Here is a 26,617-nt window from a genome sequence, read left to right on the forward strand (position 1 = left end):
CCTGCGCCCTGCACGACCGGGCCGTAGCGAAACAGCGGGCCTTCGGCGGGCTTGACGGCCTCCGGCGGGCCTCATCACGGACCTCCGGCGGGCCTCAAGGACCTCCGGCGGGCCTTCACGTGCCTTCGGCAGGCCTCACGGGCCTTGGCGGACTTACGACGTCGCGCGGTCCGCCAGGGCCACCGGTGGCTCGTCGTCCATCTCGAAGGCCATCGGGAACGGGGCGTGACCCGCCAGCCGGAACCATCTCACCTTGCGGTGCCGCCGCAGTGCGCGAGCTGCCCGTACGGAGTCGTTGTGGAAGCGCCGGGCCATCGGCACCCGGCGCACCGCCTGGGCCAGCTCACGGGCTGCCTCCTCGCCGCCGGGCGCCTCCCGTACCGCCTCGACCTGCTGCGGCTCGCCGAAGATCGCCCGCAGCGCCTGGCTGAGCTCGCTCTCGGCGACCTCGCGCTGCTCCTCTTCCGCCTGCCGGGCCGCGTGCGCCGCCTCGTAGAGCACGATCGAGGCGGCCGGGTCCAGCACACCCGAGGTGGCCAGTTCCTGCGCGACGGACGCGCGGCGCAGCAACTGGGCGTCGAGCGCGGCACGCGCCGCGTCGATACGGGCGTGCAGCCGGTCGAGACGTCCCGCGGTCCAGCTCAGGTAGAGGCCGATCGCGACGAGGGCGACCAGGATCCAGATCAGTGTGGAGGTCACGGGCGGCAAGGCTACCGGGGGGCGGCTCGCCACCCGGCACGGGCGGCGGGGCCTGAGCAACGCGCTGCCCGCGCCGCTGGGCCGCAGGCAGCGCGGTCTCGCCCGGCAAACGGCCGCTCACCGCAGACATGGCATGACCCGCACGGCATGTCAGGACCCGCACGGCAGGGCCCACGCCGCGTGCACCGCTCGACTCCGCACGGCCCCCAACTGCTCGGCCTTGTAGCGCCCGCGTCAAGGCCCGGTGACGCGCCACGCGCCGCACGGCCCGCACTGCCGAGTGCCCCGCGGCCTCCGGCAGCATGGCACCCCGCCCCGGGCGGCATACCGGTTGAGCCGCTCGAGCCGCGCAGGGCTGCACCGCTCGACCCCATACGCGCCGCATACGCGCCCGATACGCGCGCGCCGTTCGCCCCGCACTGCCCGCCGGCTTCACGGCCTGGGGACGGCGCTCGTCGCAGCTGCACTACACCGCCCTGGGGCAGAACCAGGACCCCGGCGCGGCAGCGCGGGCGCGGGCGCGGTGATCCTGACCCTGCTGATCTGCTGATCTGCGCCCCGCCGAGCGGCGCGCGGCCTCCGGCGGCAAGACACCCGTCCTGCTGTGCGGCGCGAAACACGCGTAGCAGCGTCCTCCGCGAGGGGACGCACGTGGAAGGACGAGCGAGGGACGCACGCGCGCGTGCGCCATCCCCCGACGCTCAGTCCCGCGCCAGCCCGAACCGCGCCCGCAGCCCGTTGCGTTCGTCGGCGGCCACCGAGGCGGCTCCATCCGCGACCGTCTCGTAGACCGCGAGGATGTCCGCACCGACGGTCGTCCAGTCGAAGCGGCGTACGTGCGCGCTGCCGCGTGCGCGAAGCTCCGCCCGGCGATCGGCGTCGCCGAGGAGCCGTACCGCCGAAACGGCCAGCGCGTCCGCGTCCTCGTTGGTGAAGAGCTCGCCCGCCGCGCCCCGGTCCAGTACCTGGGCGAACGCGTCCAGGTCGGAGGCGAGGACGGGCGCGCCCGCGGACATCGCCTCGACCAGGATGATCCCGAAGCTCTCACCGCCGGTGTTGGGCGCCACGTACAGGTCGACGCTGCGCAACAGCCGGGCCTTGTCCTCGTCGCTCACCATGCCGAGGAACTCGACGCGGTCGCGCAGCTCCGCGGGCAGGGTCTCGACTGCCTCCTCCTCGTCGCCTCGCCCGGCGACCAGCAGCCGGGCCTCCGGCCGCTCCGCGAGGATCTTCGGGAGGGCCTTCATCAGCACCGGAAGGCCCTTCCGGGGTTCGTCGATGCGGCCGATGAAGCCGATCGTCTGCCCCTGCCACTCGGCCTTGGGCTCGGCGTCGGCGAAGAAGTCGACGTCCACGCCGTTGGGGATCACGACCGCGTCGCCGCCCAGGTGTTCGACGAGGGTCCGGCGTGCGTACTCGCTCACCGCGATCCGCGCGTTGATCTTCTCCAGCGCGGGCTGCAGGATCGGATACGCCGCGATCATCGCCCGGGACCGGGGGTTGGACGTGTGGAAGGTGGCGACGATGGGGCCCTGCGCGGCCCAGCAGGTGAGCAGACCCAGGGACGGCGACGCCGGCTCGTGGATGTGGATGACGTCGAAGGTGCCGTCGTGCAGCCAGCGCCGCACCCGCGCCGCGGACAGGAAGCCGAAGTTGAGCCGCGCGACCGAGCCGTTGTACGGCACCGGGACCGCCCGGCCCGCCGACACGACGTACCCCGGAAGGGGGGTGTCGTCGTCCGCGGGGGCGAGGACGGACACCTCGTGCCCGAGACGGATGAGGTGCTCGGCCAGGTCGCGGATGTGGAACTGGACGCCGCCCGGTACGTCCCAGGAGTACGGGCAGACGATGCCGATCCTCACGCCCGCTCCCCCGCCCCGGCAGAGCCGGAAGGATTTCCCGTATCGGCGGAGCCGGACGGCTCCGCCGGCTCGGCGGATGCCCTCGGCCCCTTCCCGGGCTCCAGGTCCGCGAGCCACAAGCGCTGCAGCATGTGCCAGTCCTCCGGATGCTCGGCGATCCCCGTGGCGAAGGCGTCGGCCAGCGCCTGTGTCATGACAGACGTCTTCTCGGCCCGGGTACCTGTTTCCGGCACAGAAATGGGTGGGTGGATGCATCCCTTCATGACGGGCGAGTCGTCGTACCAGAGGGTGGCCGGCATCAGAAGGGCGCCGGTCTGCTGGGCGAGCATGGCCGGGCCCGCGGGCATCCGCGTGGCCTCACCGAAGAACTGGACCTCGACGCCCGACTCCGACAGGTCGCGGTCCGCGACCAGGCACACCATGCCGCCGGCGCGCAGCCGCCGCGCCAGCGTGCCGAAGGCGGAGCCACCGGTGTGCGGCAGCACCTCCATGCCGAGGCTCTCGCGATAGGCGACGAACCGGTCGTACAACGTCTCCGGCTTCAGCCGCTCGGCGACGGTCGTGAACGGGACACCGAGGTGTGTGGTGACCCAGGCGCCGGCGAGATCCCAGTTGGCCAGGTGGGGCAGCGCGACGATGACGCCCCGGCCCGCGGCGAGGGCGTCCGTCACGTAGTGGACGTCCTTCGGGTCGAAGGACGCCTTCACCCGCTCCTTGCTCCAGACCGGGAGCCGGAAGGACTCCATCCAGTAGCGCAGGTACGAGCGCATGCCCGCCTTGGAGAGCTCGGCGAGGCGTTCGGGGCTCGCGTCGGGCACCACGCGCGCCAGGTTGGCCTCGAGGCGCTGCACGCCCTTGCCGCGGCGCTTCCACGCGATGTCGGCGATGGTCCGGCCAAGCCGCACGGCGACGGGCTCGGGGAGTTGCTTGACGGTGGCCCAGCCGAGTCCGTACAGCGCGTCCGAGAGCCGGTCCTGGACAGGGCTCATGACGCGGCCCCACTCTCCTGCGAGTCCTGGGACGACGCGGCGGCCTCGGCCTCCGCGGACTCCCTGCGGACGGTCACGACGCGCTGGATGAGCGTGACCAGGCTTCCGACGGCCACGATCCACAGCGCGATCGGCAGCAGCACCTGGATGCCGGGCACCCCGAACGCGTGCAGACCCGCGAGGCCCGCCGCGACCAGCGAGATCACCAGCCGCTCGGCGCGCTCGACGAGACCGTTGACCGCGACCGGCAGGCCGATCGATTCTCCGCGCGCCTTGGTGTACGACACGACCTGCCCGCTGGCCAGGCAGAAGATGGCCACGGCGCACAGGATGTTGTCGTTGCCGGTACCCGCGTACCAGAGCGCGAACCCACCGAAGATCGCCCCGTCGGCCACGCGGTCGAGCGTCGAGTCGAGGAAGGCGCCCCAGCGGCTGGAGCGGCCCAGCTGGCGCGCCATGTTCCCGTCGACCAGGTCCGAGAACACGAACAGCGTGATGACGACGGTGCCCCAGAAGAACTCGCCCCGGGGGTAGAAGACCAGCGCACCCGCCACCACACCGGCCGTCCCGATGAGCGTGACCGTGTCGGGGCTCACCCCTCGGCGGATGAGAAACGCGGCGAACGGTGTGAGGACACGCGTGAAGAATGCACGCGCGTACTTGTTCAGCATGGCCTTCCCGAGGGTCGGTGGGCCGCGTGGCCCCTGCTGGCCACCGGCTGGCCCATCGTAGCCACGCGCGCGTGGACGCGAGTGCCGGGCGTCCAGGCCGGGCGATCTCGTACGACGTATGGACGCAGCGTGACGGGAGTGCAAAGCTCGAAAACATCGGGGCGTCGCCGGAGCCGCCACCGCTGGGGTGCCCCCGGCCAGAGGCTGGAGAAGGGAATCCGCAGGTCCACGCCCTGAGAGACCTCACCGTGCACACACCCGGGAGGCAGGACAATGGGCGACAAGGCGAATGCACACCCCGGAGCCGCCGGCAGGGCGGCGACGGCCGACCACCCCGCGTCCGTACGGAATGTGGTTCTGGTCGGCCACAGCGGATCGGGCAAGACGACTCTGGTGGAGGCCCTCGCGCTGACCGCGGGGGCGGTGAACCGGGCGGGCCGCGTGGAGGACGGCGGCACCGTCTCCGACTACGACGAGATCGAGCACCGTCAGCAGCGCTCGGTGCAGCTCTCGCTGGTTCCCGTCGAATGGGACGGATACAAGATCAACATCCTGGACACCCCCGGATACGCCGATTTCGTCGGGGAGTTGAGGGCCGGTCTGCGAGCGGCGGACGCGGCCCTCTTCGTCGTCTCGGCGGCCGACGGCGTCGACGGCTCGACCCGCATGGTGTGGGAGGAGTGCGCGGCGGTCGGCATGCCGCGGGCCATCGTGATCACGCACCTGGAGGCGGCGCGGGCCGACTTCGAGGAGATGACGCGGATCTGCGCGGAGACGTTCGGCGGGGACGACCCGGACGCCGTACTGCCGCTGTACCTGCCGCTGCGCGGCGAGCCGGGACCGGACGGGCACGCGCCCGTGACGGGTCTGATCGGCCTGCTGACGCAGCGGCTGTTCGACTACTCGTCCGGCGAGCGGAAGGAGTCCGAGCCGGGCCCCGACCAGCTCCCGCTGATCGAGGAGGCACGCAACCGGCTGATCGAGGGAATCATCGCCGAGAGCGAGGACGAGACCCTCATGGACCGCTATCTCGGCGGCGAGAAGATCGACGTCAAGACGCTGATCGAGGATCTGGAGCGCGCAGTCGCACGCGGCAGCTTCCATCCCGTGCTGGCCGCAGCGCCCGCCGCCGAGGGCGGCCGCCAGGGCCTGGGCACCGTCGAGCTCCTGGAGCTGATCACCCGCGGTTTCCCGACGCCCCTGGAGCACGAGTGCCCGGCGGTCACGACCCCGGACGGCAAGTCCCGGCCGGACGTCACGTGCGATCCGGACGGGCCGCTGGTGGCGGAGGTCGTCAAGACGGCGTCCGATCCGTATGTCGGCCGGGTGTCCCTGGTGCGCGTCTTCTCGGGCACTCTGCGCCCCGACGAGACCGTGCACGTCTCGGGGCACGGTCTGGCCGACCGCGGGCACGAGGACCATGACGTCGACGAGCGCATCGGCGCCCTGTCGGCCCCGTTCGGCAAGCAGCAGCGGACCATCTCGCAGGCCATCGCGGGCGATCTCGCGTGCGTGGCGAAGCTGGGCCGTGCCGAGACCGGTGACACCCTGTCAGCCAGGGACAATCCGCTGCTCATGGAGCCGTGGGACATGCCGGACCCCCTGCTGCCCATCGCCATCCAGGCACACAGCAAGCCGGACGAGGACAAGCTCTCCCAGGGCCTCGCCCGGCTGGTAGCCGAGGACCCGACGATGCGGCTCGAACAGAACCAGGACACCCACCAGGTGGTGCTCTGGTGCCTGGGCGAGGCGCATGCGGACGTCGCCCTGGAGCGGCTGCGCGGACGCTACGGCGTCCAGGTCGACGTCGTACCGCACAAGGTCTCCCTACGGGAGACGTTCGCGAGCAAGTCCGCCGGGCGCGGCCGCCATGTGAAGCAGTCGGGCGGCCACGGTCAGTACGCGATCTGCGAGATCGAGGTCGAACCGCTGCCGGGCGGCTCGGGCATCGAGTTCGTCGACAAGGTCGTCGGCGGGGCGGTCCCGCGGCAGTTCATCCCGTCCGTCGAGAAGGGCGTGCGCGCCCAGGCCGCGAAGGGCGTGGCCGCCGGCTATCCGCTCATCGACGTGCGGGTCACGCTGCTCGACGGCAAGGCGCACTCGGTGGACTCCTCCGACGCCGCGTTCCAGACGGCGGGCGCCCTGGCGCTGCGGGAGGCCGCGGCGGACGCCAGGATCCATCTGCTGGAGCCGGTCGCCGAGGTTCAGGTGCTCGTCGGCGACGACTACGTCGGGCCGGTGATGAGCGATCTGTCGGGGCGCCGCGGCAGGGTGGTCGGCACCGAGCAGACGCCCGGCGGGCGCACGCTCGTACGAGCCGAGGTCCCCGAGATCGAGATCGGCCGCTACGCCGTGGACCTGCGGTCGCTGTCGCACGGCACCGCACGGTTCAGCCGCAGGTACGCACGGCACGAACCGATGCCGCCACAGATCGCCGACAAGGTGCGCGAAAAGACCGGCGCTGCCGCGTAGTTGCAGACGGCACGCGTCCGGCCGGGTCTCTCACACGAGGCCCGGCCGGGCGGCCCGAAGGCCGAAGGCCACCCGCCCAATCCCCTTCTGGGCGGGCGGCCTTCGGCCTGCTCGCACCACCCATGGCGTGCTGCGTGTGCGCCCCGTAAGCGCACTGACGGATGTCGGTGCTCCCCGATACGCTGATGACCTGATCAAGCCGATGAGCTGATCAACAGGTGTGCGGGGTAAGGAAGTCGGGAAGGGCCGCAGCAGCGAAGGCGCGGCGGCGATGGGGGTGGGCGGGGTGGCGGACGACGTATTCGATTTCAGGCCCGGGGCACAGGTGCCGCTGTCGGGCGCCGCGGGCCAGACCGCGGCGACGCAGGCCCTCGCGTCGGCCGCGTACCGGGACAACAAGGTCCAGGAGATCCTCAAGGCCAACAGCGACTGGCACAAGTCCGAGTGGAAGAAGGGGCTTTGGGACCTCTTCGAGCCGAACCTCGGCGAGGCGTACGCGCGCGCGGTCCAGGCCCGGATGCTCGGCGGCGCCCGCAAGCCGCTCATCCAGTCCTTCGGAACCGAACCGCAGGCTGTCGTTGAGCACTGCCTCGCGGCGAACCGCATCCGCCGCGAGCGCGACAGCTGGCTCACGGCCGTGATGGCGCTGTGCGGGCTGCTCTTCCTGCCGGGGCTCGCGGTGTGGCTGCTGGTCTTCCAGATCAGAAAGACGATCAACGAAACCAAGGACAAGCGCGCCTCGGTGCTCGCCACCGCCGTGCTGGTCGCCGTGGGCGTACTGGCCGTGATCTTCCTCCTCCGGCTGCCGTTCGACGGCTTCTGGGCCTGGTACACACGCGCGGCGATCGTCGCACCCGTGGCCGGCTGGTTCTGGGCACGGCAGATCTGCGAGCGCACCGCCAAGGACATGCGCGAGCGCTGGGGCAGCCTGCTGGCCGGCGGGGGCATCGGTGCCAAGATCCCCGAGGCGGTGCCGGGCAGCCCCGGCGAGACCGCGGCCGAGCGGCTCCGCCAGGGCCTGGCCCGGCTGACGGCAGAGCAGCAGTCCAACGTCGTCTTCTACGCCGGGCCCAAAGGCATCCTGGGCATGGGCACCCGCTGGGGCAGCTGGCAGCTCGCCGAGGAGCTGGTGCCCCGCGAGAAGGGCACGGAGATCCACCCCTTCCGCAGCTGGGACGTCATCCGGTCCATCCACGACCAGCTGCGCATGCTGGAGCGCGGCCCGCTGCACACCGGCGGCTTCCCCAAGCCCTCCATACGGCACTGGATCGTCTCGCCCATCGGTGAGAACGCCGACGAGGTGGCCCGGCCGAGCGGCACGGACGTCGAGGCGTTCCAGATCAGGGGGCACGAGGTCCAGCGCATCTGCAACGAGCAGCAGTTCGGCAGCGGCGACCGCCACTATCTGGGCGTGCAGTTCACGCTCTGGGGCGGCCAGCTGGTGCTCACCATGCTGATCACCGTGACGGTGCTGCACGAGACGCTGCGCATCGAGGTCACCGGGCATGCGCTCGGGCCCGTGCACGCCCTCTTCACCACCAAGCCCAAGGCCAAGGTGAAGGAGGTCCCCAAGCCGATCAAGTTCTGGGAAGTCCAGGAGAAGAAGCTGCCCCTGGTCGAGCCCGACGAGGTGGTGCGCCTCGCGGTGCGCGCCCCCTTCACCTGGTATCCGCCGCTGCTCGACTTCCTGGGCGGCAAGCTCAAGCTTCCCGAGCCGTTCGGTCTGCGGCACGCCTGGGCGGACAAGCCGTGGCGCCACCGCTTCATGGCCGACGACGCGCTGCGTACCGCCACGCCGGTACTGCGCGTGGTGCACGCCGCAGCGATCAAGGTCCTCGCCGAGAACGGAGTAGACACCGAAAAGTTCGGCACCCGCTCCCTGTTCCTCAGCAACCTGGTACAGAGTCCGACACCGACGGAGGCGGACGTGTACGAGGCGTAGGGGCGGGGAACCTCCGCTCGCGGAGGCCGGTCGGGCCGCGGTTACGCCGCCGGCCAGGCCTCCGCGATCATCTTGCGCGTATCGGCCAGCAACTGCGGCAGCACCTTCGTATGGCCGACGACCGGCATGAAGTTCGTGTCGCCACCCCACCGCGGCACGATGTGCTGATGCAGGTGCGCTGCGATCCCGGCGCCCGCCACCGTGCCCTGGTTCATGCCGATGTTGAATCCGTGAGCCCCGGAGGCACGGCGCAGCGCCGCCATGGCCTGCTTGGTGAGCTCGGCGAGTTCGGCGGTCTCCGGCCCGGTCAGATCCGTGTAGTCGGCCACATGGCGGTAGGGCACGACCATGAGGTGGCCGCCGTTGTACGGGTACAGGTTGAGCACCGCGTACACATGCTCGCCGCGCGCGACGACGAGCCCGTCCTCGTCGGACTTCCCCGGGATCGAGCAGAAGGGGCAGCCGTCGTCCGCCCCCGGACCGGTCGGCTTGTTCTCGCCCTGGATGTAGGCCATCCGGTGGGGCGTCCACAAACGCTGGAACGCGTCCTGCGTCCCCACTCCGATCTGCTGCTCCGGCTCACTCGTCATGCTGTGCAGCATATGGCTTCGCCCGTTCGGAACGTGTCGCCGGGGCGGCCCCGCACGGCACCCCGCCAAGCTGGCCCGATCGGATCACGACAGCCGCTCGTCACACGCCGGCACCCGGCGGGCACGCTGGGAGAGCCGGACGGAGATCCCGCGCGGTGTGGCGTCACTGGCGTATCTGGCCGGATACGCGGTGTGGGTGCTCGGGCAGTCGGCCCTGGCGCGACGCCTGCCTCGCCGTGGCGATGGCCTGCCTTGGCAATGCTCGCCGCCGTGACCGCTCGTTCTCGTCCTGGCTCATCCAGGTGTTCACGCGTGAGGACGAGGCGCGCGGAGCCGAGGCGCACGCGGACAGAGAAAGGACCCCGGGGAAGCCCCCGGGGTCCTGACCTCACTTGAGCGGGCTACGCCTCACACCTGGATCCGGCGCTCCACCACATCGGCGATCTTGTCGAGCGCCTCGTCCCGCGGGATGCCGTTCTCCTGCGAACCGTCGCGGTAGCGGAAGGAGACCGTCCCGGCGTGCATGTCGTCGTCACCGACGATGATCATGAACGGAACCTTCTGCTTCTGCTGGTTCCTGATCTTCTTCTGCATCCGGTCGGAGGAGGCGTCGACCTCCATCCGCAGGCCACGCTTCTTGGCATCGGCCGCGAACTCCTGCAGGTACGGCACGTGCACGTCACCGACCGGGATGCCGACGGCCTGCACCGGAGCCAGCCACGCCGGGAACGCGCCCGCGTAGTGCTCGAGGAGCACCGCGAAGAAACGCTCGATCGAGCCGAACAGCGCGCGGTGGATCATGACCGGCCGCTGCTTGGAGCCGTCGGGCCCGGTGTACTCGAGGTTGAAGCGCTCCGGCAGGTTGAAGTCCAGCTGCACGGTGGACATCTGCCAGGTGCGGCCGATGGCGTCCTTGGCCTGGACGGAGATCTTCGGACCGTAGAAGGCCGCGCCACCCGGGTCCGGGACCAGCGGGAGACCCTGCTTCTCGGCCACCTTGCGCAGCGTCTCGGTGGCCTCCTCCCAGACCTCGTCCGAGCCGACGAACTTCTCCGGGTCCTTGGTGGAAAGCTCCAGGTAGAAGTCGGTCAGACCATAGTCGCGCAGCAGGTTCAGAACGAAGGTGAGCGTCGAGTCGAGCTCGTCCGCCATCTGCTCCTTGGTGCAGTAGATGTGCGCGTCGTCCTGGGTGAAGCCGCGGGCGCGGGTGAGGCCGTGCACGACGCCCGACTTCTCGTACCGGTACACGGTCCCGAACTCGAAGAGGCGCAGAGGCAGTTCACGGTACGAGCGGCCGCGCGCGTCGAAGATCAGGTTGTGCATCGGGCAGTTCATGGGCTTGAGGTAGTAGTCCACGCCCTCGTCGAGCTGCATGGGCGGGTACATGCCGTCGGCGTACCAGTCCAGGTGGCCCGAGGTCTCGAAGAGCTTCCCCTTGGTGGCGTGCGGGGTGTAGACGAACTCGTAGCCCTCTTCCTCGTGGCGCCGCCGCGAGTAGTCCTCCATGACGCGGCGGATGATGCCGCCCTTGGGATGGAAGACCGCGAGGCCCGAGCCGATCTGGTCCGGGATGGAGAACAGGTCGAGCTCGCTGCCCAGCTTGCGGTGGTCGCGCTTCTCCGCCTCGGCGAGGAAGTCGAGGTGCGCCTTGAGCTCGTCCTTGGACGGCCAGGCGGTGCCGTAGATGCGCTGCAGCATGGGGTTCTTCTCGCTGCCGCGCCAGTACGCCGCCGCGTTCCGCATCAGCTTGAACGCCGGGATGTTCCGGGTGGTGGGCAGGTGCGGACCCCGGCAGAGGTCCTTCCAGCACAGATCGCCGGTCTTGGCGTCGAGGTTGTCGTAGATGGTCAGCTCGCCCGCACCGACCTCGACGTCCGCGCCGTCGTCCGAGGATGCCGAGCCCTTGAGCCCGATGAGCTCCAGCTTGTACGGCTCGCCCGCGAGCTCCTCGCGTGCTGCCTCATCGGTGACGACGCGGCGCGAGAAGCGCTGCCCGCGCTTCTGGATCTCCTGCATCTTCTTCTCGATGGCCTTGAGATCCTCGGGGGTGAACGGCCGCTCGACGTCGAAGTCGTAGTAGAAGCCGTCCCTGACCGGCGGGCCGATGCCCAGCTTGGCCTCCGGGAACAGCTCCTGCACGGCCTGCGCCATGACGTGCGCGGTCGAGTGGCGCAGGATGTTCAGCCCGTCCTCGGAGGAGATCTCGACGGGCTCGACCTTCTCGCCGTCCTTGATCGCGTACGCGAGGTCCTTGAGCTGGCCGTCCACGCGGGCCGCGACGATGGTGCGCTCACCGGCGAAGAGGTCGGCGGCCGTAGTGCCCGTCGTCACCACGCGCTCTTCCCGCTCGGAATCGCGATGGATGATCACACGGACGTCTGACACCGGTCTCTCCTGCCTGAAGGTGGATTTCGCACGCCACGAGATAAGCGACGCACTAACGGATCGTACCGACTCGCCGGGCCCGCTCGCGAAACGGTTTCCCGGACCGCGGTCAGCGAGACGCCCCGCACCCGGCGTCCTAGTGTGAGCCGCATGGCACTCGACTGGAACAAGCTCCTCATCGACCAGCTCGCCTGGCACTGGGGACACCAGCTGCGCCTTCGCCTGGCGGGGCTGACCGACGACGAGTACTTCTGGGAGCCGGTCCCGGACTGCTGGAACGTGCGCAGGCGCGGCACGAGCACCGCGCCGATGGCGGCCGGCTCCGGTGACTTCACCATCGACTTCGCGTACCCGGAGCCGCAGCCCGCGCCGGTGACGACGATCGCCTGGCGCCTGGGCCACATCCTGGTGGGCGTCCTCGGAGTCCGTAACGCCGCGCATTTCGGGGCGGCGCCCGTGGACTACACGACGTACTCCTATCCGGGCACGGCTTCGGCGGCGCTCGAGCGGCTGGACGCGGCGTACGCGGAGTGGACGGCGGGCGTGCGCGGCCTGGGCGAGAGCGGCCTCGCCCGCCCCTGCGGCCCAGCCGAGGGGCCGTTCGCGGAGGAGCCCATGGCCACGCTCGTCCTGCACATCAACCGCGAGATGCTGCACCACGGCGCGGAGATCGCGCTCCTGCGGGACCTGTACGCCCACCGTCCGGCGACCTGACACCCGGCACTGCCGGGGACTCCAGGGCGAAGGTTCAGTCCTCGGCCCCGCACGCCTCCTCGAGGAAGTCCAGATTCTCCTGAAGGGACTTCATCAGCCGGTCCCGCTCCGCCTCGTCCACCTGCACCGGCGCCACCCCGGACGCCCCGGTCAGCCGGCGGAACCCGCCCCGGCTCTCCAGCCTTCCGTGCACCCGGATCGGCAGCCCGACGAGGTGCGCGTGTCCGGCTATGCGGTACGCCTCCTCGTCCAGCGTGAGCCGTACGTGCGGCACCTCCGCGCCCGCGATGACGCGCAGCCGCACCGTGCCGTCGCCGCGCGGCCCTGACCTGCGCAGACGCACCACGGCCCCGGTGAGGCGCACCGGAACCGACGGCTCCACGCGCCTGTAGCGCGCGCTCGCCTCCCGCAGTACGGACAGATCACCGGGCGAGAACTCGACCGGCTCCGCGGGCGTCGCACATCCCTCGGGAACCCCGGCGGCGGGTGCCCACTCCACGGCGATACGGGCGCCCTGCGAGCCACGGACGAGGGCGACCAGCGCCTCCGTCAGCTCATGGCTGACACCCGCCTCCACGGCTCCGTCGAAGGCGTCCATGCCGCCGGTGGCCCGCTGGTAGTCGATGGCCTCGCGGGCCGCGTACAGCGCCTGGTGCAGTCGTACGGCGAGGGGGCGCCCGGGGGTCACGGGCACGAAGGCGGTCAGCTGGCGGCCACCCGGCGCCGGCCCCACCAGGACGTTCTCAAGGGCCGCGGCGGCCGGCCGCCGGTGGCGTGCCCCGTAGTACCCGGCGCGCCCGCGCACCGCCAAGGCTCCGGCGAGCAGCAGCTGCCGCGCGGCGATGCGGAGCTGTTCCTCGGCGGTCCAGGGCGCGGCGCCCGCGGGCCCGGTGGGTACATCGCGCCACCAGCGGATCTCGTCGCTGGGCACGGTGAGCCCGACCAGCACCTCGCGGGCGGCGGGCGTGCCGCTCCTGCTCAGCGCGACCAGGGCCTCGCCGAGCAGGTCGTCGCTGTCGGGGAAGGCGCGGCTCTCCGGTACGAGCAGGCTCGTACGGCTGCTGCCAGGGCCCGGCGGGGTCCAGCGCGCGTACCGCCCGGCGGCGCCGCCGCGGCGCTGCCATCCGTGCCGGTCGAGGAGCGCGCTCAGCACGGCGGGGTCGACCTGGGCGGGCTCGGGCGGCTGCGCGCCCAGCGCCGCGGCGTCGGCGGGGTGAGCGCGCACGGCGCCGACCGGGCGCAGTGGTTCGTCGATCGGGCGGTGCGTCACGGTTTCCCTCCGGTCCCGACCCGCGTCATGATCTCGCAGAGCGCCCGGTCGTCGAAGATGCGCGCGGTCGGTATGCGCACCGTGGTCCTGCGGCGGCCGGTGATGGGGTGCCCGGCGAGGTTGATCCAGTAGCAGCAGTGCCGCAGGTCGAGCCGGTCGTGGCCGGCGCGCAGCCAGTCGTCCTGGGACCTGGGCACGATCATCACGACGAGGATCTTGTGCACCGAGACCGGGGTGCGGGCGAGCTTCGCCAGGTGCGCGTTGTCGAGCGTGAACGAGAACGCGGGCCCCGGCGGGTTCGGCGCGATCTGGTACGTGGCCTTGAGCTGCACCTTGATGGTGACTTCGTCGTCGACCGTGTGCCCGGGGGCGCTGTGGCTGACGTGCCAGTCGATGCCGTTGTCCGGAAAGGGCTGGGACAGCGAGCAGCCCGCGGCGGCCGCGACGGCATGCAGATAGCCCACCTGAAGCGTCTCCATACAGGCGGTGGTGGCGAGCGAGCCGCGCGGCGGTGCCATCCGCTCGGGCAGCAGCCCGCCCCTTTCGGGCTGCGCGAGCGCCATCTCCAACAAGCCTTCCGCTGTGGTGAATCCCCGTTCGGGCCCTGAAGTGGCATGGCCCGTATCTGTGTTGTCTCCCCCCTGCGTACGCCGCAAACGGCCGGGTATCACCAGGTCGGGCAGGGGACGCACGTCAACTGCCGAAGTGTGAAGGAGGAGTTGTGTGCGCATGACGTGCTGGTACGAGGGACCCCTGGTTGCATTCGACACCGAGACCACCGGCGTGGACGTCGAGACCGACCGGATCGTGTCCGCCGCCGTCGTCGTCCAGGACACCGCGGGCCTCCGCGCGCGGGTGAGCCGCTGGCTGGTGAACCCGGGAGTGCCGGTGCCCGAAGCGGCCACGGCGGTCCACGGGCTGACGGAGGATCACCTGCGGCGCAACGGCCGCTGGCCGGCCCCGGTGATGGAGGAGGTGGCCAGGACGCTCGCCGAGCATGTGGCGGCGGGCCGCCCGCTCGTGGTGATGAACGCGCCGTTCGATCTGACGCTGCTGGACCGGGAGTTGAGGCGCCATCGGGCCTCCTCGCTCTCCCACTATCTGGAAAGTTCCCCGCTGTGCGTGCTCGATCCGCGGGTCCTCGACAAGCACCTGGACCGCTACCGCAAGGGCCGTCGCACGCTCACGGATCTGTGCGAGCACTACGGCGTGGTGCTCGACGGCGCACATGACGCTGCCGCCGACGCACTGGCCGCCCTGGATGTCGTACGGGCGATAGGCCGGCGCTTCTCGGCCCGGCTGGAGCGTCTGTCGCCGGCCGAGCTGCACACGCTGCAGGCGGTGTGGCATGCGGCGCAGGCGCGTGGGCTGCAGGCCTGGTTCGCCCGGAGCGGCTCACAGGAGGCGGTGGACCCGGCGTGGCCGCTGCGTCCGGAGCTTCCGGCGGCGGCCTGAGCACAGCCCTCTGACGGCTCCGGCAACCAAGAGGCGGGGGGTGTCTACTCTGCGCCGTCCCCTGCCGCGTCTCGCCTCTTCGGCCCACCACGGCTCAGGGGGTGCGGGTGGCGAAGCCCCCGCCACGCGCGGCGAAGCCGTGCAATAACGACGAAGGCGACATGGTCCGCGCTCTTCGCGGACACACGTCGCCTGTCGTATTCGTGGGCGATACTGGGTTCGAACCAGTGACCTCTTCGGTGTGAACGAAGCGCTCTCCCACTGAGCTAATCGCCCGGGAACGCACTGAACCATACAGGTCCCGGGCGGCTCGCTTCAAACCGCATTCAGCAGGGCGGTCAGTCCACGACGCCCGCTGCGCATCATCAGCGCGTGGTTGAGGCGGAAGACGCCCCGGCCGGGCAAGGCGAGACGCCGCATGATCGGCTTGCGCACCTCGACCTCCTGGTCGTACCACGCGCGCGTGCCGCTCCCTCCGAGGGCCGGCCCGAGCGTCCAGCGGGCCCAGCCCTCCAGATCGCCGGTCATCGCGATCTCCAGGACGCCGGCCGTGGGGTCCCGGCGCCGCTCTTGGACCGTGACGACGAGGTCGTACGGCAGGAGGGACCGGAAGCGGGCTACGGCGACCCCTTCTCCGAGGGGCGTCACCGCCCGCACCTGCGGCCACCAGCGCGGATACTCCTGGGCTCGCTCCAGCACGGCGTACACGTCGGCCGGCGGCGCCGGCAGCTTCCAGAGGCTGCGGAAGCGATAATGGCACCAGTCCATGTACCGAGTGTGCCCGTACGGAGCCTTCCCGTACGCGAGCTGAGTACCTTCTGAGTACTCACACTCATGCCGTACGACGTGACGGGGACCACACTCCGAGGCATGACACACATCCCGCCTCCGGCCGAAGAGCTGCGGCTCCTCGACGCCGAGCTGTCGCAACTCGATGCCCGCCGGGCCCAGTTGCTTGCCCGGCGGGCCTGGCTGGTCGCCGCGCTGCAAGCGCAGCCGGTCGCACCGGTGCCTGTCGCGCCACGCCCCGAGACCAGCGCGCCGCGCGTCCAGAACGTGCTCCTCGTGCTCGGCGGCGTCCTGCTCACCGTGGCCGCGGCGGCCTTCACGCTGGTCAGCTGGGGTCACCTCGGGATCGCCGGGCGGGCCCTGGTGCTCGGCTCGGTCACGCTGGCCGTGCTCGCCGCGCCGGTGCCGCTCCTGAAGCGCGGGCTGCGCTCGACGGCCGAGTCGGTGGCGGGACTCGGACTCGCGTTGACGGTCCTCGACGCCTACGCGCTGCACGAGGCCGCGCTCACGGGCACGGACGGCACGGGGTACGCGGCGGTCGCGTCGGCGGTGCTGGCGGGGGTGTGGGCGGCGTACGGCCGAGGGCTCGGCCTGCTGCCCGACCTGAGTGCAAACGCCTCCGACCACTCTGCGCGGGAGGAGGCCCGACCCCTCCCGCTGCGCCTGGCCCTGCCCGCCGCTCTGGCCGCTGCCCAGCTCCCGCTGCTTCTCTGGGCGATCGCGGTCGACGCGGGTCCGGACCGGATCACTGCCGCGCTCCTGGTGACGGCCGGTTTCGACACGATTGTGGCGCTCCGGACCACCGCCAAGCCCGTGCGTATCGTCGCCGCCGTCGGCGCGCACAGCACGGGCGGCTTGGGCGTACTGACGGCCGGCTGGCTCTCCTGGGACGCGGGTGACCCGAACGCCGCCGCCCGTGCCTCGGCTCTCCTCACCTTCGCGGCGGCCATCACGCTGGGCGCCGCACGGCAGCTGCCGAAACCGGGTAACGCCATGGGCACCGCGCTCGTCGGCGGGCTCGTCCTGGTCGCGGCGGTCGGCGGGGTCCTGCGCGCGGTCCTGCCCGGCGGCTGGACGGTCCTCGGTTATCTGGCGGGTGGTGTCGCGCTGTTGGCGGCGGTACGCGGGCGGCTTCCCGAGCCGGTGCGCCGTGGACTCGCGTGGGCCTCCGTCACGTGCCAGGCGCTGGCGCTGCTCTGGGCCCTGCCGCTCGTCGTGGTCGTGCTGCTGGGTCCGGTCGGCTGGACGGAGCGGGCCTGGACCGGCGTGCCGTCGGACGTCCGCGCCGCGGTGACGGTCGACGTTCCGTGGCCTCCGTACGCGGCGGCGGCCGCCGTCGTCCTGGCCGTCATCGCCGGTGTGCTGGCGGCGGTCCGGAACGCGACCTGGCGGCCGCGGGCCCTGACCGGTGTGCTGGTTCTGGCCTGGGCGGCCGCGCTCGTCCTCCCGGCGGTCCTCGAACTCCCCTACGGCGTCGGCTTGTCGGCCCAGGGCATCACGACGGCTGCCGCCCTCGCGGCAGCCGCCGCTGCCCGCCAGGTCCCGACCGCGCAGACGGCCGCCACCGTCCTCTCGGTGGTCACCTCCCTCTCCCTCGCCTTCCTGTCCCTCGCCTCCGAGGGCGCGACGCTGGTGGTCCTCGTCGCCCTGACCGTGCTGTTCGCGGCGGCCTCGTGGTTCGCGCGCCTGGCTCCCGTCACGGCCCCGGCCGCGCTCGCGTACGCCGCGGCGCTGGCCTGCGCGATGGGCGCCTCCGCGGGCTGGCGGCCGGAGCATACGGCCCTGCTCGTCCTGACCGTGCCCGTGGCCGCGGCCCTGCTCGCCGCGCGGCTCGGCGGCTCCCCGGCGACCGTGCCGGTCGAGGTGACGGGAGCCGTCGCCGGACTGCTCGCCGTCGCACTGACCGTCGCCGACCCGCCGATGCTCGCCTTGGTGCTCGCCCTGTGCGGTGTGATCGCCGCAGGCACCGCGGTCCGCTCCGACCGCCGCTTCGCCGGCTACGCGGCGGCCGCCCTGTTCGTCCTGGCCACCTGGGTGCGGCTGGCCTCCTGGGACGTGGAAACCCCGGAGGCGTACACGCTGCCGGTGACCGTCCCGGCGCTGTTGGTGGGCGTCCTGCGCAGGCGCCGTGACGCGGGGGCCTCGTCGTGGACGGCATACGGCCCCGGACTCACCGCCACGCTCGTGCCCAGCCTCATCGTGGCCTGGGGCGATCCGCACTGGCTGCGTCCGCTGCTGCTCGGCGCTGCGGCGCTGCTGGTCACCCTGCTGGGCGCCCGGCACCACCTCCAGGCACCGCTCCTCATCGGCGGCGCCGTGCTCACCCTGGACGCGCTGCACGAACTCGCCCCGTACCTCGTCCAGATAGCGGGCGCGCTCCCCCGCTGGGTACCTCCCGCACTCGCCGGGCTCCTGCTGCTCGCCGTCGGTGCGACCTACGAGCAGCGGATCCGGGACGCCCGGCGGGTGCGGGAGGTGCTGGACAAGATGAACTAAGCGGTGCCGGGGAAGTGCGGGTGCGTTCCCGCGTCGTTCGGTGCGTGCTCTCGGCGTGCCGGATGAAGGTCCTCGTAGCGGAGCTACTTGGGCCTTTGGCCGGTGCGGCGAGAGTGCGTGCCGGGCGGCGTGGGGGCGTGCCTGAACTTCCCCGGCGCCGCTTAGCCCCTGGCTACGGCATCTTGTCGCCGAGGAGTGCCAGGTTCTCGATGGCGGCGAGGCCGTACAGCGCTGTGTCGTTGGTGTAGACCCAGTTGGCCTCGCTGCCGGGCACCAGGGTGACCGGTCCGCTCACCTTCTCCGTCTTCCAGGGGGCCGATTCCTTGTAGCCGTCGGAGTTGTAGAACTTGTCCCACGCGCGCGTGGCGAGCTTTGCGTCGCCGGTCTGGACGGCCGCGTAGGCGTCCAGGCGCGAGTGGCCCTGGAAGAGCAGCAGGGAGCCGAAGTTGGAGCCGTAGCGTGCCGCCTGTTCGGCCTTGGTGGCGTTGAAGTAGCGGCAGTAGTCGAAATAGGCCTCGTTGAACTTCGGCATGTCGACCAGGTCGATCAGCTCGGCGCACAGCTCGTTCAGGCCGAAGACCGCCGACAGGTGAGAGACGCCGACGACGGGCTTGTCGGCGATCGCGAACTTGCCGGTGTCGAGGTCGTACAGACCGCTGCCCTGGACGAAGCCGTTGGGCTGGGCGGCGATCGTCTCCATGGTGGAGAGCACGCGCGCCTTGGCCTTCTCCCACTTGGGACCCTTGCGCTCCCACTCGGTGAGCCAGGCCGACACCAGACCGCTCCAGTCGGTGCCGAAGCCGATCGACAGAGCGTGCCGGTCGGGCGTGTACGGCTCGGTGCGGATCTTGCGGATCGGGTCGAGGACGAGGAACGTCTCGTCGGAGTCGACGTTGGCGTGCATGAGGTCGCCGACCCGCTCGTCGCCCGTGAGGAAGTAGTAGTAGCGCCGGTACGTGGTGTTGGCGATGCGCTGCTGCTTGGCGCTGTCCGCGTAGTGCTGCACACCGTGGCGGGTGCCGAGCCCGGCCCACTCCCCCAGGTGGTAGACGTCGACCTCGCCGGTGTGCCGGGTCATGGCCTCGGCGAAGCGGAAGATGTCGGCGCGGCCGCTGCGCAGGTACGCGAACCAGAGCCACAGGTCGGGCGAGAGCTCGGAGTTGTCCCAGGCGTAGCCGCCGACGTCGTAGCGCCACTGGTGGCGGGCCGGGTCGTACGAGTGCATGACGTCGCCGTAGTCCCAGAAGCCGTACCACCGGCGCATGTCCACCTGGTCCTTGTAGTACGTGAACAGGAAGTCCAGGTGGTCCTCGATCTTCGCCTTCGCGGCGGTGGAGCGGTCGGGCTCGGAGAAGAGGCCGCCGAAGACCTTGGCCTTGATGAGCTGCTTGGGCGGCGCGGCGAGCTGCGGCGGGGTGCGGACGGCGTTGACCTGCTGGGCGAGGGCCTGGGGGCTGGGCGTGGAGTCGTTGGCCCAGAAGAGGAGTTCGCTGGTGCGGGCGATGCCGTAGGGGGTGCCGAAGCCCGGCTCGTAGTCCTCGTAGGTGATGTTGAGGCCTTCGAGCTGCTCGGCGTAGGTGTCCTGGCCGAGGCCGTCGTGGTAGAAGCGCAGGTCCATGGGCTGCGCCTCGGGCGACCAGAGCCAGAGCGTGACCTCGGCCTCGTCGGTGTGCGCGTCCCGGATGTCGAGCTGGGCGGGGAACTTCTCCCAGAACTCCCGGAGGCCGAAGGAGAGTCCGCCGCTCGCGCCGCCGACGTATCCGAAGCCGCTGGCCCTGCGGCCGCCGCCCGCTGCGATCCAGCCGTGGCCCTTCTTGGTGCGCTTGCGCAGCGTGAAGCCGTCGGCGGAGAGCTGTGAGAGCGTGTAGTCGCCCCAGGTGGGGATGAGGTGCAGGCGGGTGGTGACGCGCTGGTCCCAGGTGGAGGGATCGGGGAGCTTCTTGCCCTCGAACTGTGCCGCCTGTACGGCAGCGCCCGGGTCACGGCGAAGTCCGGTGATGCCCTTGACGGCCTCGCGCAGCAGTCCGGTGTCGTCGCCGCCGATACGGATGTGCCGGTCGTACGCCTCGTCGCGCATCGGCACCGTGAAGCGCACGCCCAGGCCGCGGATGAAGTCGCCGCTGGCCTTTCCGGGCTCCTGGGTGCCGTCGAAGGTGATGGTGTGCACCATGCGGAACGATTCGGCGCCCGCGTAGAAGTAGAGCCGGACGGAGAAGGGCAGCCAGGCGCGGTCGCCGCGGCGGTGCTTGCCGTCGATGCGGACGACGGCACGGACAGGACCGTCCTGCTCGACCACGGTCTCGGAGATCGCGCTCTCGAACCGCTCGTACTTCTCCTGGCCCTGGTCGCCGTCCTCGAGCTCTCCCTGGCGCAGCAGGACGAGGCGTCCGTTCTTGGCGATCTCGGTCGATCCGCGCGTGACGGACTTGACGAGGGTGGACCCGCTGTTGCCGATCTTGGCAGTGATGACACCGGTCGATATGTCGATGGTGCCGCCGCTCTTGTCGACCGTGATCTTCTTCTCGGGCGCGGCGGGCGCCCCGGCGGTGAGCGTGAACTTGTCGGCGGTCGTCTGGGGGCCGATGGCGTGCGCGGTCCACTTCAGCGAGCCGTCGGGCCAGTACGCGAGGGGCCAGCTCTGGACGGGCACGTCCTTGCCGTCGGCGGTCGCCAGCGCGAAGGTCTGGTCCTTGTCGTACGCGCCCTTGGGCCAGGGCACGCCGACGGTGGAGCCGGGGGCGGCGCCGAGGCCGCCGTCCTCGAGCCAGTTCAGCGTCACGGGATCGGGTGCCGCGTCCGCGGCCTCGGCTCTTGGCGCGGCGACGGCGTCCTGTGTGCCCAAGGCCCAGCTGAACTGGGCGGCGGCACCGGCGACGGCGGCCGCCTTGAGCACGGACCTGCGGGGGATGGGAGACATGGCCTTTCCCTAAGAATGTTGGCCGGTCCGGGAGGACCGGGTATGGCTGATGGCTGTTTGCCGTTGATGGCTCGGAAGGAATGGCCGCCCGGTCCTCCGGGACGCTCCGACCACTGATTGAGAACTGCGGTCATCGCTGGTTAGGGACCTGTCGGCGGAGTGTTCCTCGGGCCACTGAAGTGCTGGTCACGGAGGAACGGAGCCACGGGCTTGAGCACGTCTCACGCGCGGATATGGGTCGGCATCGATGCCGGCAAGGGGCATCACTGGGCAGTTGCGATCGACGCCGACGGCGAGACGCTGTTCTCGACGAAGGTGATCAACGACGAGGCCCAGATCCTCACGCTTATCGAGACCGCCCGCGGACGGGCCGGTGACGTGCGGTGGGCGGTGGACATCTCCGGCCGGGCCTCCACCCTGCTGCTGGCCCTGCTGATCGCACACGACCAGCAGGTCGTCTACGTGCCCGGCCGCACAGTCAACCGCATGTCCGGCGCCTACAAGGGCGAAGGCAAGACCGACGCCAAGGACGCCCGGGTCATCGCCGACCAGGCCCGCATGCGCCCACGGGACTTCGCCCCGCTGGACACGCCTGCGGAACTGGTCTCCACGCTCCAGGTGCTGACCAACTACCGGGCCGACCTGATCGCCGACCGGGTGAGGCTGATCAACCGGCTCCGCGACCTGCTGGTCGGTATCTGCCCCGCGTTGGAGAGGGCTTTCGACTACTCCGCGGCCAAGGGCCCGGTCGTCATGCTGACCGAGTACCAGACCCCGGCCGCCCTGCGCCGGCTCGGTGCCAAACGGTTGACGACCTGGCTGGAACGCCGCAAGGTCCGCGGCGCCAACACCGTTGCCACCAAGGCGGTGGACGCGGCCCAGTCCCAGATGACCTCGCTGCCTGGCGAGAAGCGGGCCGCCAAACTGGTCTGCGACCTCGCCCACCAGCTTCTGGCCCTGGACGAGCGGATCAAGGACAACGACCGGGAGATTCGCGAGACGTTCCACACCGACGAGCGCGCCGAGATCATCGAATCGATGCCCGGCATGGGCCCCATCCTGGGCGCCGAGTTCGTCGCCATCGTGGGCGACCTGTCCGGTTACCGTGACGCGGGCCGTCTCGCCTCGCACGCTGGCCTGGCCCCGGTCGCCCGGGACTCCGGCCGACGCAGCGGCAACTACCACCGGCCCAAGCGCTACAACCGGCGCCTGCGGCACATCTTCTACCTGGCCGCCCAGACCGCAATGATGCGCCCCGGCCCCTCCAGGGACTACTACCTCAAGAAACGGTCCGAGGGGCTGCTGCACACCCAGGCCCTGCTCGCGCTCGCCCGCCGCCGCGTCGACGTGCTGTGGGCGATGCTGCGTGACAAGAGGCTGTTCACCTCCGTCCCGCCGGTCACGCAGGCGGCTTGACACGATCATTGAGATTCCTTTCCGTTCGACGTGCGGGGAGGTCAGGGGCATGACAGAGGAGGGCGCGGCGCCCGGGGGGCGCCGGCCTGCGGGACATCACCGGTGGGTCGTCGGCGACGCGGGCACCGGCTGGCGGGTCAGCGACGCCGGAGCCGCTCCTCGACGGCGACGGCGGCCGCCGCGACGGCCCCCAGGACGGGGACCGCCAGCGGCGGGGTGACCCAGGCGGATACGGCCACCAGGGCCATCCCGCCGACTAGCAGGAAGGATCCGGCGGGGTCCAGCACGGTGCGGCGCCCCGCGGTCGCGAGGAGGGCCCGCCAGGACGCTCCGGGCTCCCAGACAGCCGCGGCGCGCAGCCCCGCGACGGCCAGCCCGATCAGGGCGAAGATCCCGATGGCAGCCACCAGGCGGCCGCCGGGCAGTCCCGCGCGTACGGCCTGGACGTCCACCCAGACCACGGCCACCGCGGCCCACCCGGCGAGACCGGCGAGCCAGCCGCGGCGCACCGCGTGCCGGAAGTCGGCCGCGAACTCCCGCAAACCGCCGCCCTCGTGGGCGATCCGCCGGCGCAGGTGCCGCGCCCCTGCGGCGAACGCGGCCGGGTAGGTGACGAGCGGCAGCGCGGCCACCGCGATCCACACCCCGGTGAGCAGGCACTCGGCGAACAGACCGAAACTTCCCCAAGCTCTCGACTCCGCTCGAGCAGGGGAGGCCCCAACTGAGAGGACGGACTCGTGGGGAGCCTTGCGGGCCTTGCGGGCCTGCCGTGCCTGACGGGCCCTCGTCCATGCCGTATCCGTACGGAACGCCATGGCCGTCTCAGCCCTTCAGTCCGGAGGTCGCCATACCGTCGATCAGATAGCGCTGGAAGGCGAGGAAGAAGGCGAGCACCGGCAGGAGCGCCGCCATCGCCATGGCGATCATGCCTCCGTAGTCGGAGATGCCCTGCTGGTCGCGGAACATCATGAGGGCCAGCGAGACCGTGGCCCGGTCCGGGTTGTTGAGGTAGATCAGCGGACCCAGGAAGTCGTTCCAGGCGTTGATGAAGGTGAAGATCGCCGTGGTGATGATCGCGGGCCGGGTCAGCGGCAGCACGACCGACCAGTAGATCCGCAGGTGCCCGCACCCGTCCAGACGGGCTGCCTCATCCAGCTCGCGCGGCAGGCCGCGCATGAACTGCACCATCAGGAAGACGAAGAAGGCCTCGGTGGCGAGGAACTTGCCGGCCAGCAGCGGCACGTAGGTGTCGGTGAGCTGGAGCTTCTGGAACATCACGTACTGCGGGATGAGCAGCACGTGATAAGGGAGCAGCAAGGTCCCGATCATCAGGGTGAAGAGAAGGTTCTTTCCCTTGAATTGGATTTTCGCGAAAGCGTACGCGGTGAGCGAGCTGGAGACGACAACGCCGACCACGGCGAGCCCCGCGTACATCAGCGAGTTGAGAAAGAAGGTGGAAATGGGGATGCCGGCCATGCCGTCCGCGAGCCCGGAGAAGTTGGACAGGATCGGATCGGCGGGGAACAGGTCCAGCGAACCGATGATGTCCTCGCCGGGCTTGAACGAGGCCCCGACCACCCACAGCACCGGGTAGAGGACGACGGCCAGGACCGCGACAGCGGAGACATGCCAGACGACGGAGCCGGTCCTGCGGCGCGAACTCGTCGCGGCCTCGGTGGCGTTGGTCCGCACGGTGGCGTTGGCGGTGCTCACTTGGCGCCCTCCTCGTAGTGCACCCACTTCTTCTGCGACCAGAACAGCACCGCGGTGACCAGCGCGACCGCGAGCAGCAGCATCCAGGCCATCGCGGACGCGAAGCCCATCTGCGTCTCCTTGAACGCCTTCTGGTACAGGTAACAGGTGTAGACGAGGGTGCCGTCCGCCGGGCCGCAGGACGTGTCGGAGACGACGTACGCGGAGCCGAAGATCTGGAACGAGTGGATGGTCTCCAGCAGGACGTTGAAGAACAGCACCGGGGAGATCATCGGGAGCGTGATGCTCCAGAACCTGCGCAGCGGTCCCGCGCCGTCCACCTCGGCCGCCTCGTACAGCTCGCGCGGGACCTGCTTGAGACCGGCCAGGAAGATGACCATGGGGGCGCCGAACTGCCAGACGGTGAGCGCCACCAGGGCGTAGAGCACGAGGTCCGGGTCGCCGATCCAGCCGCCCAGGTTCCAGCCGAAGGCCTTCAGACCGCTGTCGACGATCGCGTTGTCGGAGAACAGCGCCCGCCACACGAAGCCGACCGAGACGCTCGCGCCGATCAGCGACGGCATGTAGAACGCCGCCCGGTACAGGCCCTGGCCGCGTCGGCTCTGCGCCAGCAGCAGCGCCACGCCGAGCGCGAGGAGCAGCTTCAGCGGGGTGCCGATCACCACGTACTTCAGGGTGACCTCGACCGACTTGCGCCAGCGGGGGTCCTCGAACATCGCGGTGAAGTTGTCGAAGCCGACCCACTGGGGCGAGGTGAAGAGGTTGTAGTTGGTGAAGGCGTAGTAGAACGACGCCACCATCGGACCGGCGGTGAGCAGCAGGAAGCCCGCCAGCCACGGCGACATGAACAGATATCCGGCAAGGCTCTCCCGCCGGCCCCGCCGCTTGGCTGCGGCGGGACCGGTGGAGCGCTCGCTCCGGGCCAGGACGGGCGCGTCCTTGACGAGCGTCATGGTGCGATGTCCCCTCAGGCCGCGAAGGCGGCCTTCGCCTCGTTGAAGAACTGCTTCACGGCGGCGTTCACCTTGGTCTTGCCCTGGCCGATGTCGCCCGCGATACGCAGGAAGGCGGCCTCGGCGACGTCGGCGCCGGACGGGTGCGGGGTGATCTTGCCCAGCACGCCCTCCTTGGCGCACTGCTCCTCGAACGCGGCGATAGCCTTGTTCTGGTCGTCTGACGGCGTGTAAGCCGCGTACTGCTCGTCGGTGGGCAGGATGCCGCGGTCGTACCCCATGATCTTGCCGACCTCGGGGTCGTGGACCATGAAGTCCACGAACTGGGCGGCTTCCTTGGGGTGCTTGGTCTTGTTGGAGATCGACAGCATCAGGGAGCCGAGGTACTGGCCGGTGTCCTTGCCGTCCACGGTCGGGATCGGCGCGAGGCCGATGTTCGGGTGGCCCTCGCCTGCGTAGCGGACGGAGAAGTTGTCCCAGGTGAACTCGGAGGCCGCGAGCCCGGCCGACAGCGCGGACTTGGGTGCGACCTGGGCGACCTTCTTCGGGTCACAGATCACACCCGACTTGATGCGCTTGTAGCCGTCCTCCCACCACGGGATGAGGTCGTCCTCGGTGAATCCGAGGCCCTCGTCGGTGAAGAAGGCCTTGCCGTTCTGACGCAGGTACAGGTCGTAGAGGTACATGATCCCGAAGTAGCCGGTGTCTCCGGCGATCTTCTGGGTGTCCTTGATGTGCTGGAGCGCGTCGAAGTACTCGTCCCAGGTCCAGCCGAACTCGGGCTTGATGCCGGCCTTCTCGAAGACCTTGTTGTCGATCACGAGCGACATGGTGTTGGCACCGACCGGGATGCCGAGTTGCTTGCCGTCCACCTGGCCGTTGGCCTCCACGCCGGCGCGGAAGCCGTCAAGGCTGAGGTTCCCGGCCTTGATCTGGGAGTTGAGGTCCATCAGCACACCGCGCTTGTCGTACTTGCGCAGGAAGGCGACGGCGTTCTGGAAGACGTCCGGCGGGTTGCCGCCCGCGGCCTGGGTCTGGAACTTCTCCCAGAACGCCTGGTAGTCGGTGAACTCCGGCTGGATCTTGATCTTCGGGTACTTCTTCTCGAACAGCGCGATGCACTTCTTGATCGCCACCGCCCGCGGCTCGCCGCCCCACCAGGCGTGACGGAGGGTGACGGTCCCACCGCTGCCCGAGCCGCTCTCTCCCCCGCAGCCGGCTGCCATCAGCCCCACAGTGGCCAGCGAAGCACCTCCAGCGATGAGGAGCTTCCGCCTCCCAATA

The 26,617-nt window shown here is 70.6% G+C and carries 20 protein-coding genes and 1 tRNA gene; 6 read left to right on the forward strand and 15 right to left on the reverse strand.

Annotated elements, in window-relative coordinates; genetic code table 11:
• Window positions 1-153 precede the first annotated feature (153 nt).
• The 4 genes from ACSMXV_RS09435 to pgsA form a co-directional block, all read right to left on the reverse strand.
• Complete coding sequence (locus tag ACSMXV_RS09435; RefSeq protein ID WP_181864023.1) at window positions 154-699, reverse strand: hypothetical protein; 546 nt, start codon at window positions 697-699, stop codon at window positions 154-156.
• Window positions 700-1,400: 701 nt separating this feature from the next.
• Window positions 1,401-2,561, reverse strand: coding sequence for a glycosyltransferase family 4 protein (locus ACSMXV_RS09440; protein WP_473177239.1), 1,161 nt, complete (start codon window positions 2,559-2,561; stop codon window positions 1,401-1,403).
• The gene (locus tag ACSMXV_RS09445; RefSeq protein WP_473177240.1) at window positions 2,558-3,550 is read right to left on the reverse strand and encodes a phosphatidylinositol mannoside acyltransferase; all 993 of its coding nucleotides are present in this window, start codon (window positions 3,548-3,550) and stop codon (window positions 2,558-2,560) included. Before ACSMXV_RS09445 ends, ACSMXV_RS09440 begins: the two co-directional genes overlap by 4 nt.
• Window positions 3,547-4,221, reverse strand: coding sequence for a phosphatidylinositol phosphate synthase (gene pgsA / locus ACSMXV_RS09450; RefSeq protein ID WP_473177241.1), 675 nt, complete (start codon window positions 4,219-4,221; stop codon window positions 3,547-3,549). The genes ACSMXV_RS09445 and pgsA overlap by 4 nt, the downstream gene beginning before the upstream one ends.
• Before the next feature lie 273 nt (window positions 4,222-4,494).
• Between pgsA and ACSMXV_RS09455 the strand changes: the two genes are divergently transcribed.
• Complete coding sequence (locus ACSMXV_RS09455; protein WP_473177242.1) at window positions 4,495-6,693, forward strand: elongation factor G-like protein EF-G2; 2,199 nt, start codon at window positions 4,495-4,497, stop codon at window positions 6,691-6,693.
• A gap of 271 nt (window positions 6,694-6,964) precedes the next feature.
• Window positions 6,965-8,635, forward strand: a complete 1,671-nt coding sequence (locus ACSMXV_RS09460) for a hypothetical protein (protein ID WP_473177243.1) — start codon at window positions 6,965-6,967, stop codon at window positions 8,633-8,635.
• A 41-nt stretch (window positions 8,636-8,676) separates the two neighbouring features.
• On the opposite strand, the gene ACSMXV_RS09465 is transcribed toward ACSMXV_RS09460, so the two are convergent.
• Both ACSMXV_RS09465 and thrS read right to left on the reverse strand, forming a co-directional pair.
• A complete protein-coding gene (locus ACSMXV_RS09465; protein WP_473177244.1) occupies window positions 8,677-9,237 on the reverse strand; it encodes an HIT family protein in 561 nt (186 codons plus the stop codon).
• 396 nt (window positions 9,238-9,633) lie between these two features.
• Window positions 9,634-11,610, reverse strand: a complete 1,977-nt coding sequence (thrS, locus tag ACSMXV_RS09470) for a threonine--tRNA ligase (protein ID WP_473177245.1) — start codon at window positions 11,608-11,610, stop codon at window positions 9,634-9,636.
• A gap of 150 nt (window positions 11,611-11,760) precedes the next feature.
• Between thrS and ACSMXV_RS09475 the strand changes: the two genes are divergently transcribed.
• Window positions 11,761-12,324, forward strand: a complete 564-nt coding sequence (locus tag ACSMXV_RS09475) for a DinB family protein (protein WP_473177246.1) — start codon at window positions 11,761-11,763, stop codon at window positions 12,322-12,324.
• Window positions 12,325-12,358: 34 nt separating this feature from the next.
• Here the strand turns inward: ACSMXV_RS09475 and ACSMXV_RS09480 are convergent, their stop codons facing one another.
• Entirely contained in the window at window positions 12,359-13,594 is a 1,236-nt protein-coding gene (locus ACSMXV_RS09480; protein WP_473177247.1) for a hypothetical protein, read from the reverse strand.
• On the reverse strand, window positions 13,591-14,157 hold the full coding sequence (locus ACSMXV_RS09485) for a DUF4365 domain-containing protein (protein ID WP_181657222.1): 567 nt from the start codon (window positions 14,155-14,157) through the stop codon (window positions 13,591-13,593). The genes ACSMXV_RS09480 and ACSMXV_RS09485 overlap by 4 nt, the downstream gene beginning before the upstream one ends.
• 166 nt (window positions 14,158-14,323) lie before the next feature.
• On the opposite strand from ACSMXV_RS09485, the gene ACSMXV_RS09490 reads away from it, so the two are divergent.
• Window positions 14,324-15,049 carry a 3'-5' exonuclease gene (locus ACSMXV_RS09490; protein WP_181657223.1) on the forward strand — a complete coding sequence of 242 codons (726 nt, stop codon included), beginning with the start codon at window positions 14,324-14,326 and terminating at the stop codon, window positions 15,047-15,049.
• A gap of 204 nt (window positions 15,050-15,253) precedes the next feature.
• Here ACSMXV_RS09490 and ACSMXV_RS09495 read toward each other — a convergent pair.
• Window positions 15,254-15,325, reverse strand: a tRNA-Val gene (locus ACSMXV_RS09495).
• Between the two features lie 39 nt (window positions 15,326-15,364).
• Window positions 15,365-15,817, reverse strand: coding sequence for an SRPBCC family protein (locus tag ACSMXV_RS09500; protein WP_473177248.1), 453 nt, complete (start codon window positions 15,815-15,817; stop codon window positions 15,365-15,367).
• A 102-nt stretch (window positions 15,818-15,919) separates the two neighbouring features.
• Between ACSMXV_RS09500 and ACSMXV_RS09505 the strand changes: the two genes are divergently transcribed.
• A complete protein-coding gene (locus tag ACSMXV_RS09505) occupies window positions 15,920-18,334 on the forward strand; it encodes an SCO7613 C-terminal domain-containing membrane protein (RefSeq protein WP_473177249.1) in 2,415 nt (804 codons plus the stop codon).
• 172 nt (window positions 18,335-18,506) lie between these two features.
• Here the strand turns inward: ACSMXV_RS09505 and ACSMXV_RS09510 are convergent, their stop codons facing one another.
• A complete protein-coding gene (locus ACSMXV_RS09510) occupies window positions 18,507-21,251 on the reverse strand; it encodes an exo-rhamnogalacturonan lyase family protein (protein WP_473177250.1) in 2,745 nt (914 codons plus the stop codon).
• 210 nt (window positions 21,252-21,461) lie between these two features.
• Here ACSMXV_RS09510 and ACSMXV_RS09515 point away from each other — a divergent pair, with 210 nt between their 5' ends.
• The gene (locus tag ACSMXV_RS09515; RefSeq protein ID WP_473174882.1) at window positions 21,462-22,667 is read left to right on the forward strand and encodes an IS110 family RNA-guided transposase; all 1,206 of its coding nucleotides are present in this window, start codon (window positions 21,462-21,464) and stop codon (window positions 22,665-22,667) included.
• Window positions 22,668-22,804: 137 nt separating this feature from the next.
• On the opposite strand, the gene ACSMXV_RS09520 is transcribed toward ACSMXV_RS09515, so the two are convergent.
• From ACSMXV_RS09520 to ACSMXV_RS09535, 4 genes are read right to left on the reverse strand one after another with little or no spacing between them, the layout of a single operon-like run.
• Window positions 22,805-23,482, reverse strand: coding sequence for a hypothetical protein (locus tag ACSMXV_RS09520; RefSeq protein WP_473177251.1), 678 nt, complete (start codon window positions 23,480-23,482; stop codon window positions 22,805-22,807).
• Between the two features lie 7 nt (window positions 23,483-23,489).
• Window positions 23,490-24,380: a carbohydrate ABC transporter permease gene (locus tag ACSMXV_RS09525; RefSeq protein WP_473177252.1), complete on the reverse strand. Its 891-nt coding sequence runs from the start codon at window positions 24,378-24,380 to the stop codon at window positions 23,490-23,492.
• A complete protein-coding gene (locus tag ACSMXV_RS09530) occupies window positions 24,377-25,333 on the reverse strand; it encodes a carbohydrate ABC transporter permease (protein WP_473177253.1) in 957 nt (318 codons plus the stop codon). Before ACSMXV_RS09530 ends, ACSMXV_RS09525 begins: the two co-directional genes overlap by 4 nt.
• Before the next feature lie 14 nt (window positions 25,334-25,347).
• Window positions 25,348-26,559: an ABC transporter substrate-binding protein gene (locus ACSMXV_RS09535; RefSeq protein WP_473177254.1), complete on the reverse strand. Its 1,212-nt coding sequence runs from the start codon at window positions 26,557-26,559 to the stop codon at window positions 25,348-25,350.
• Window positions 26,560-26,617 lie beyond the last annotated feature (58 nt).

The organism is Streptomyces sp. DSM 42067 (assembly GCF_055792885.1).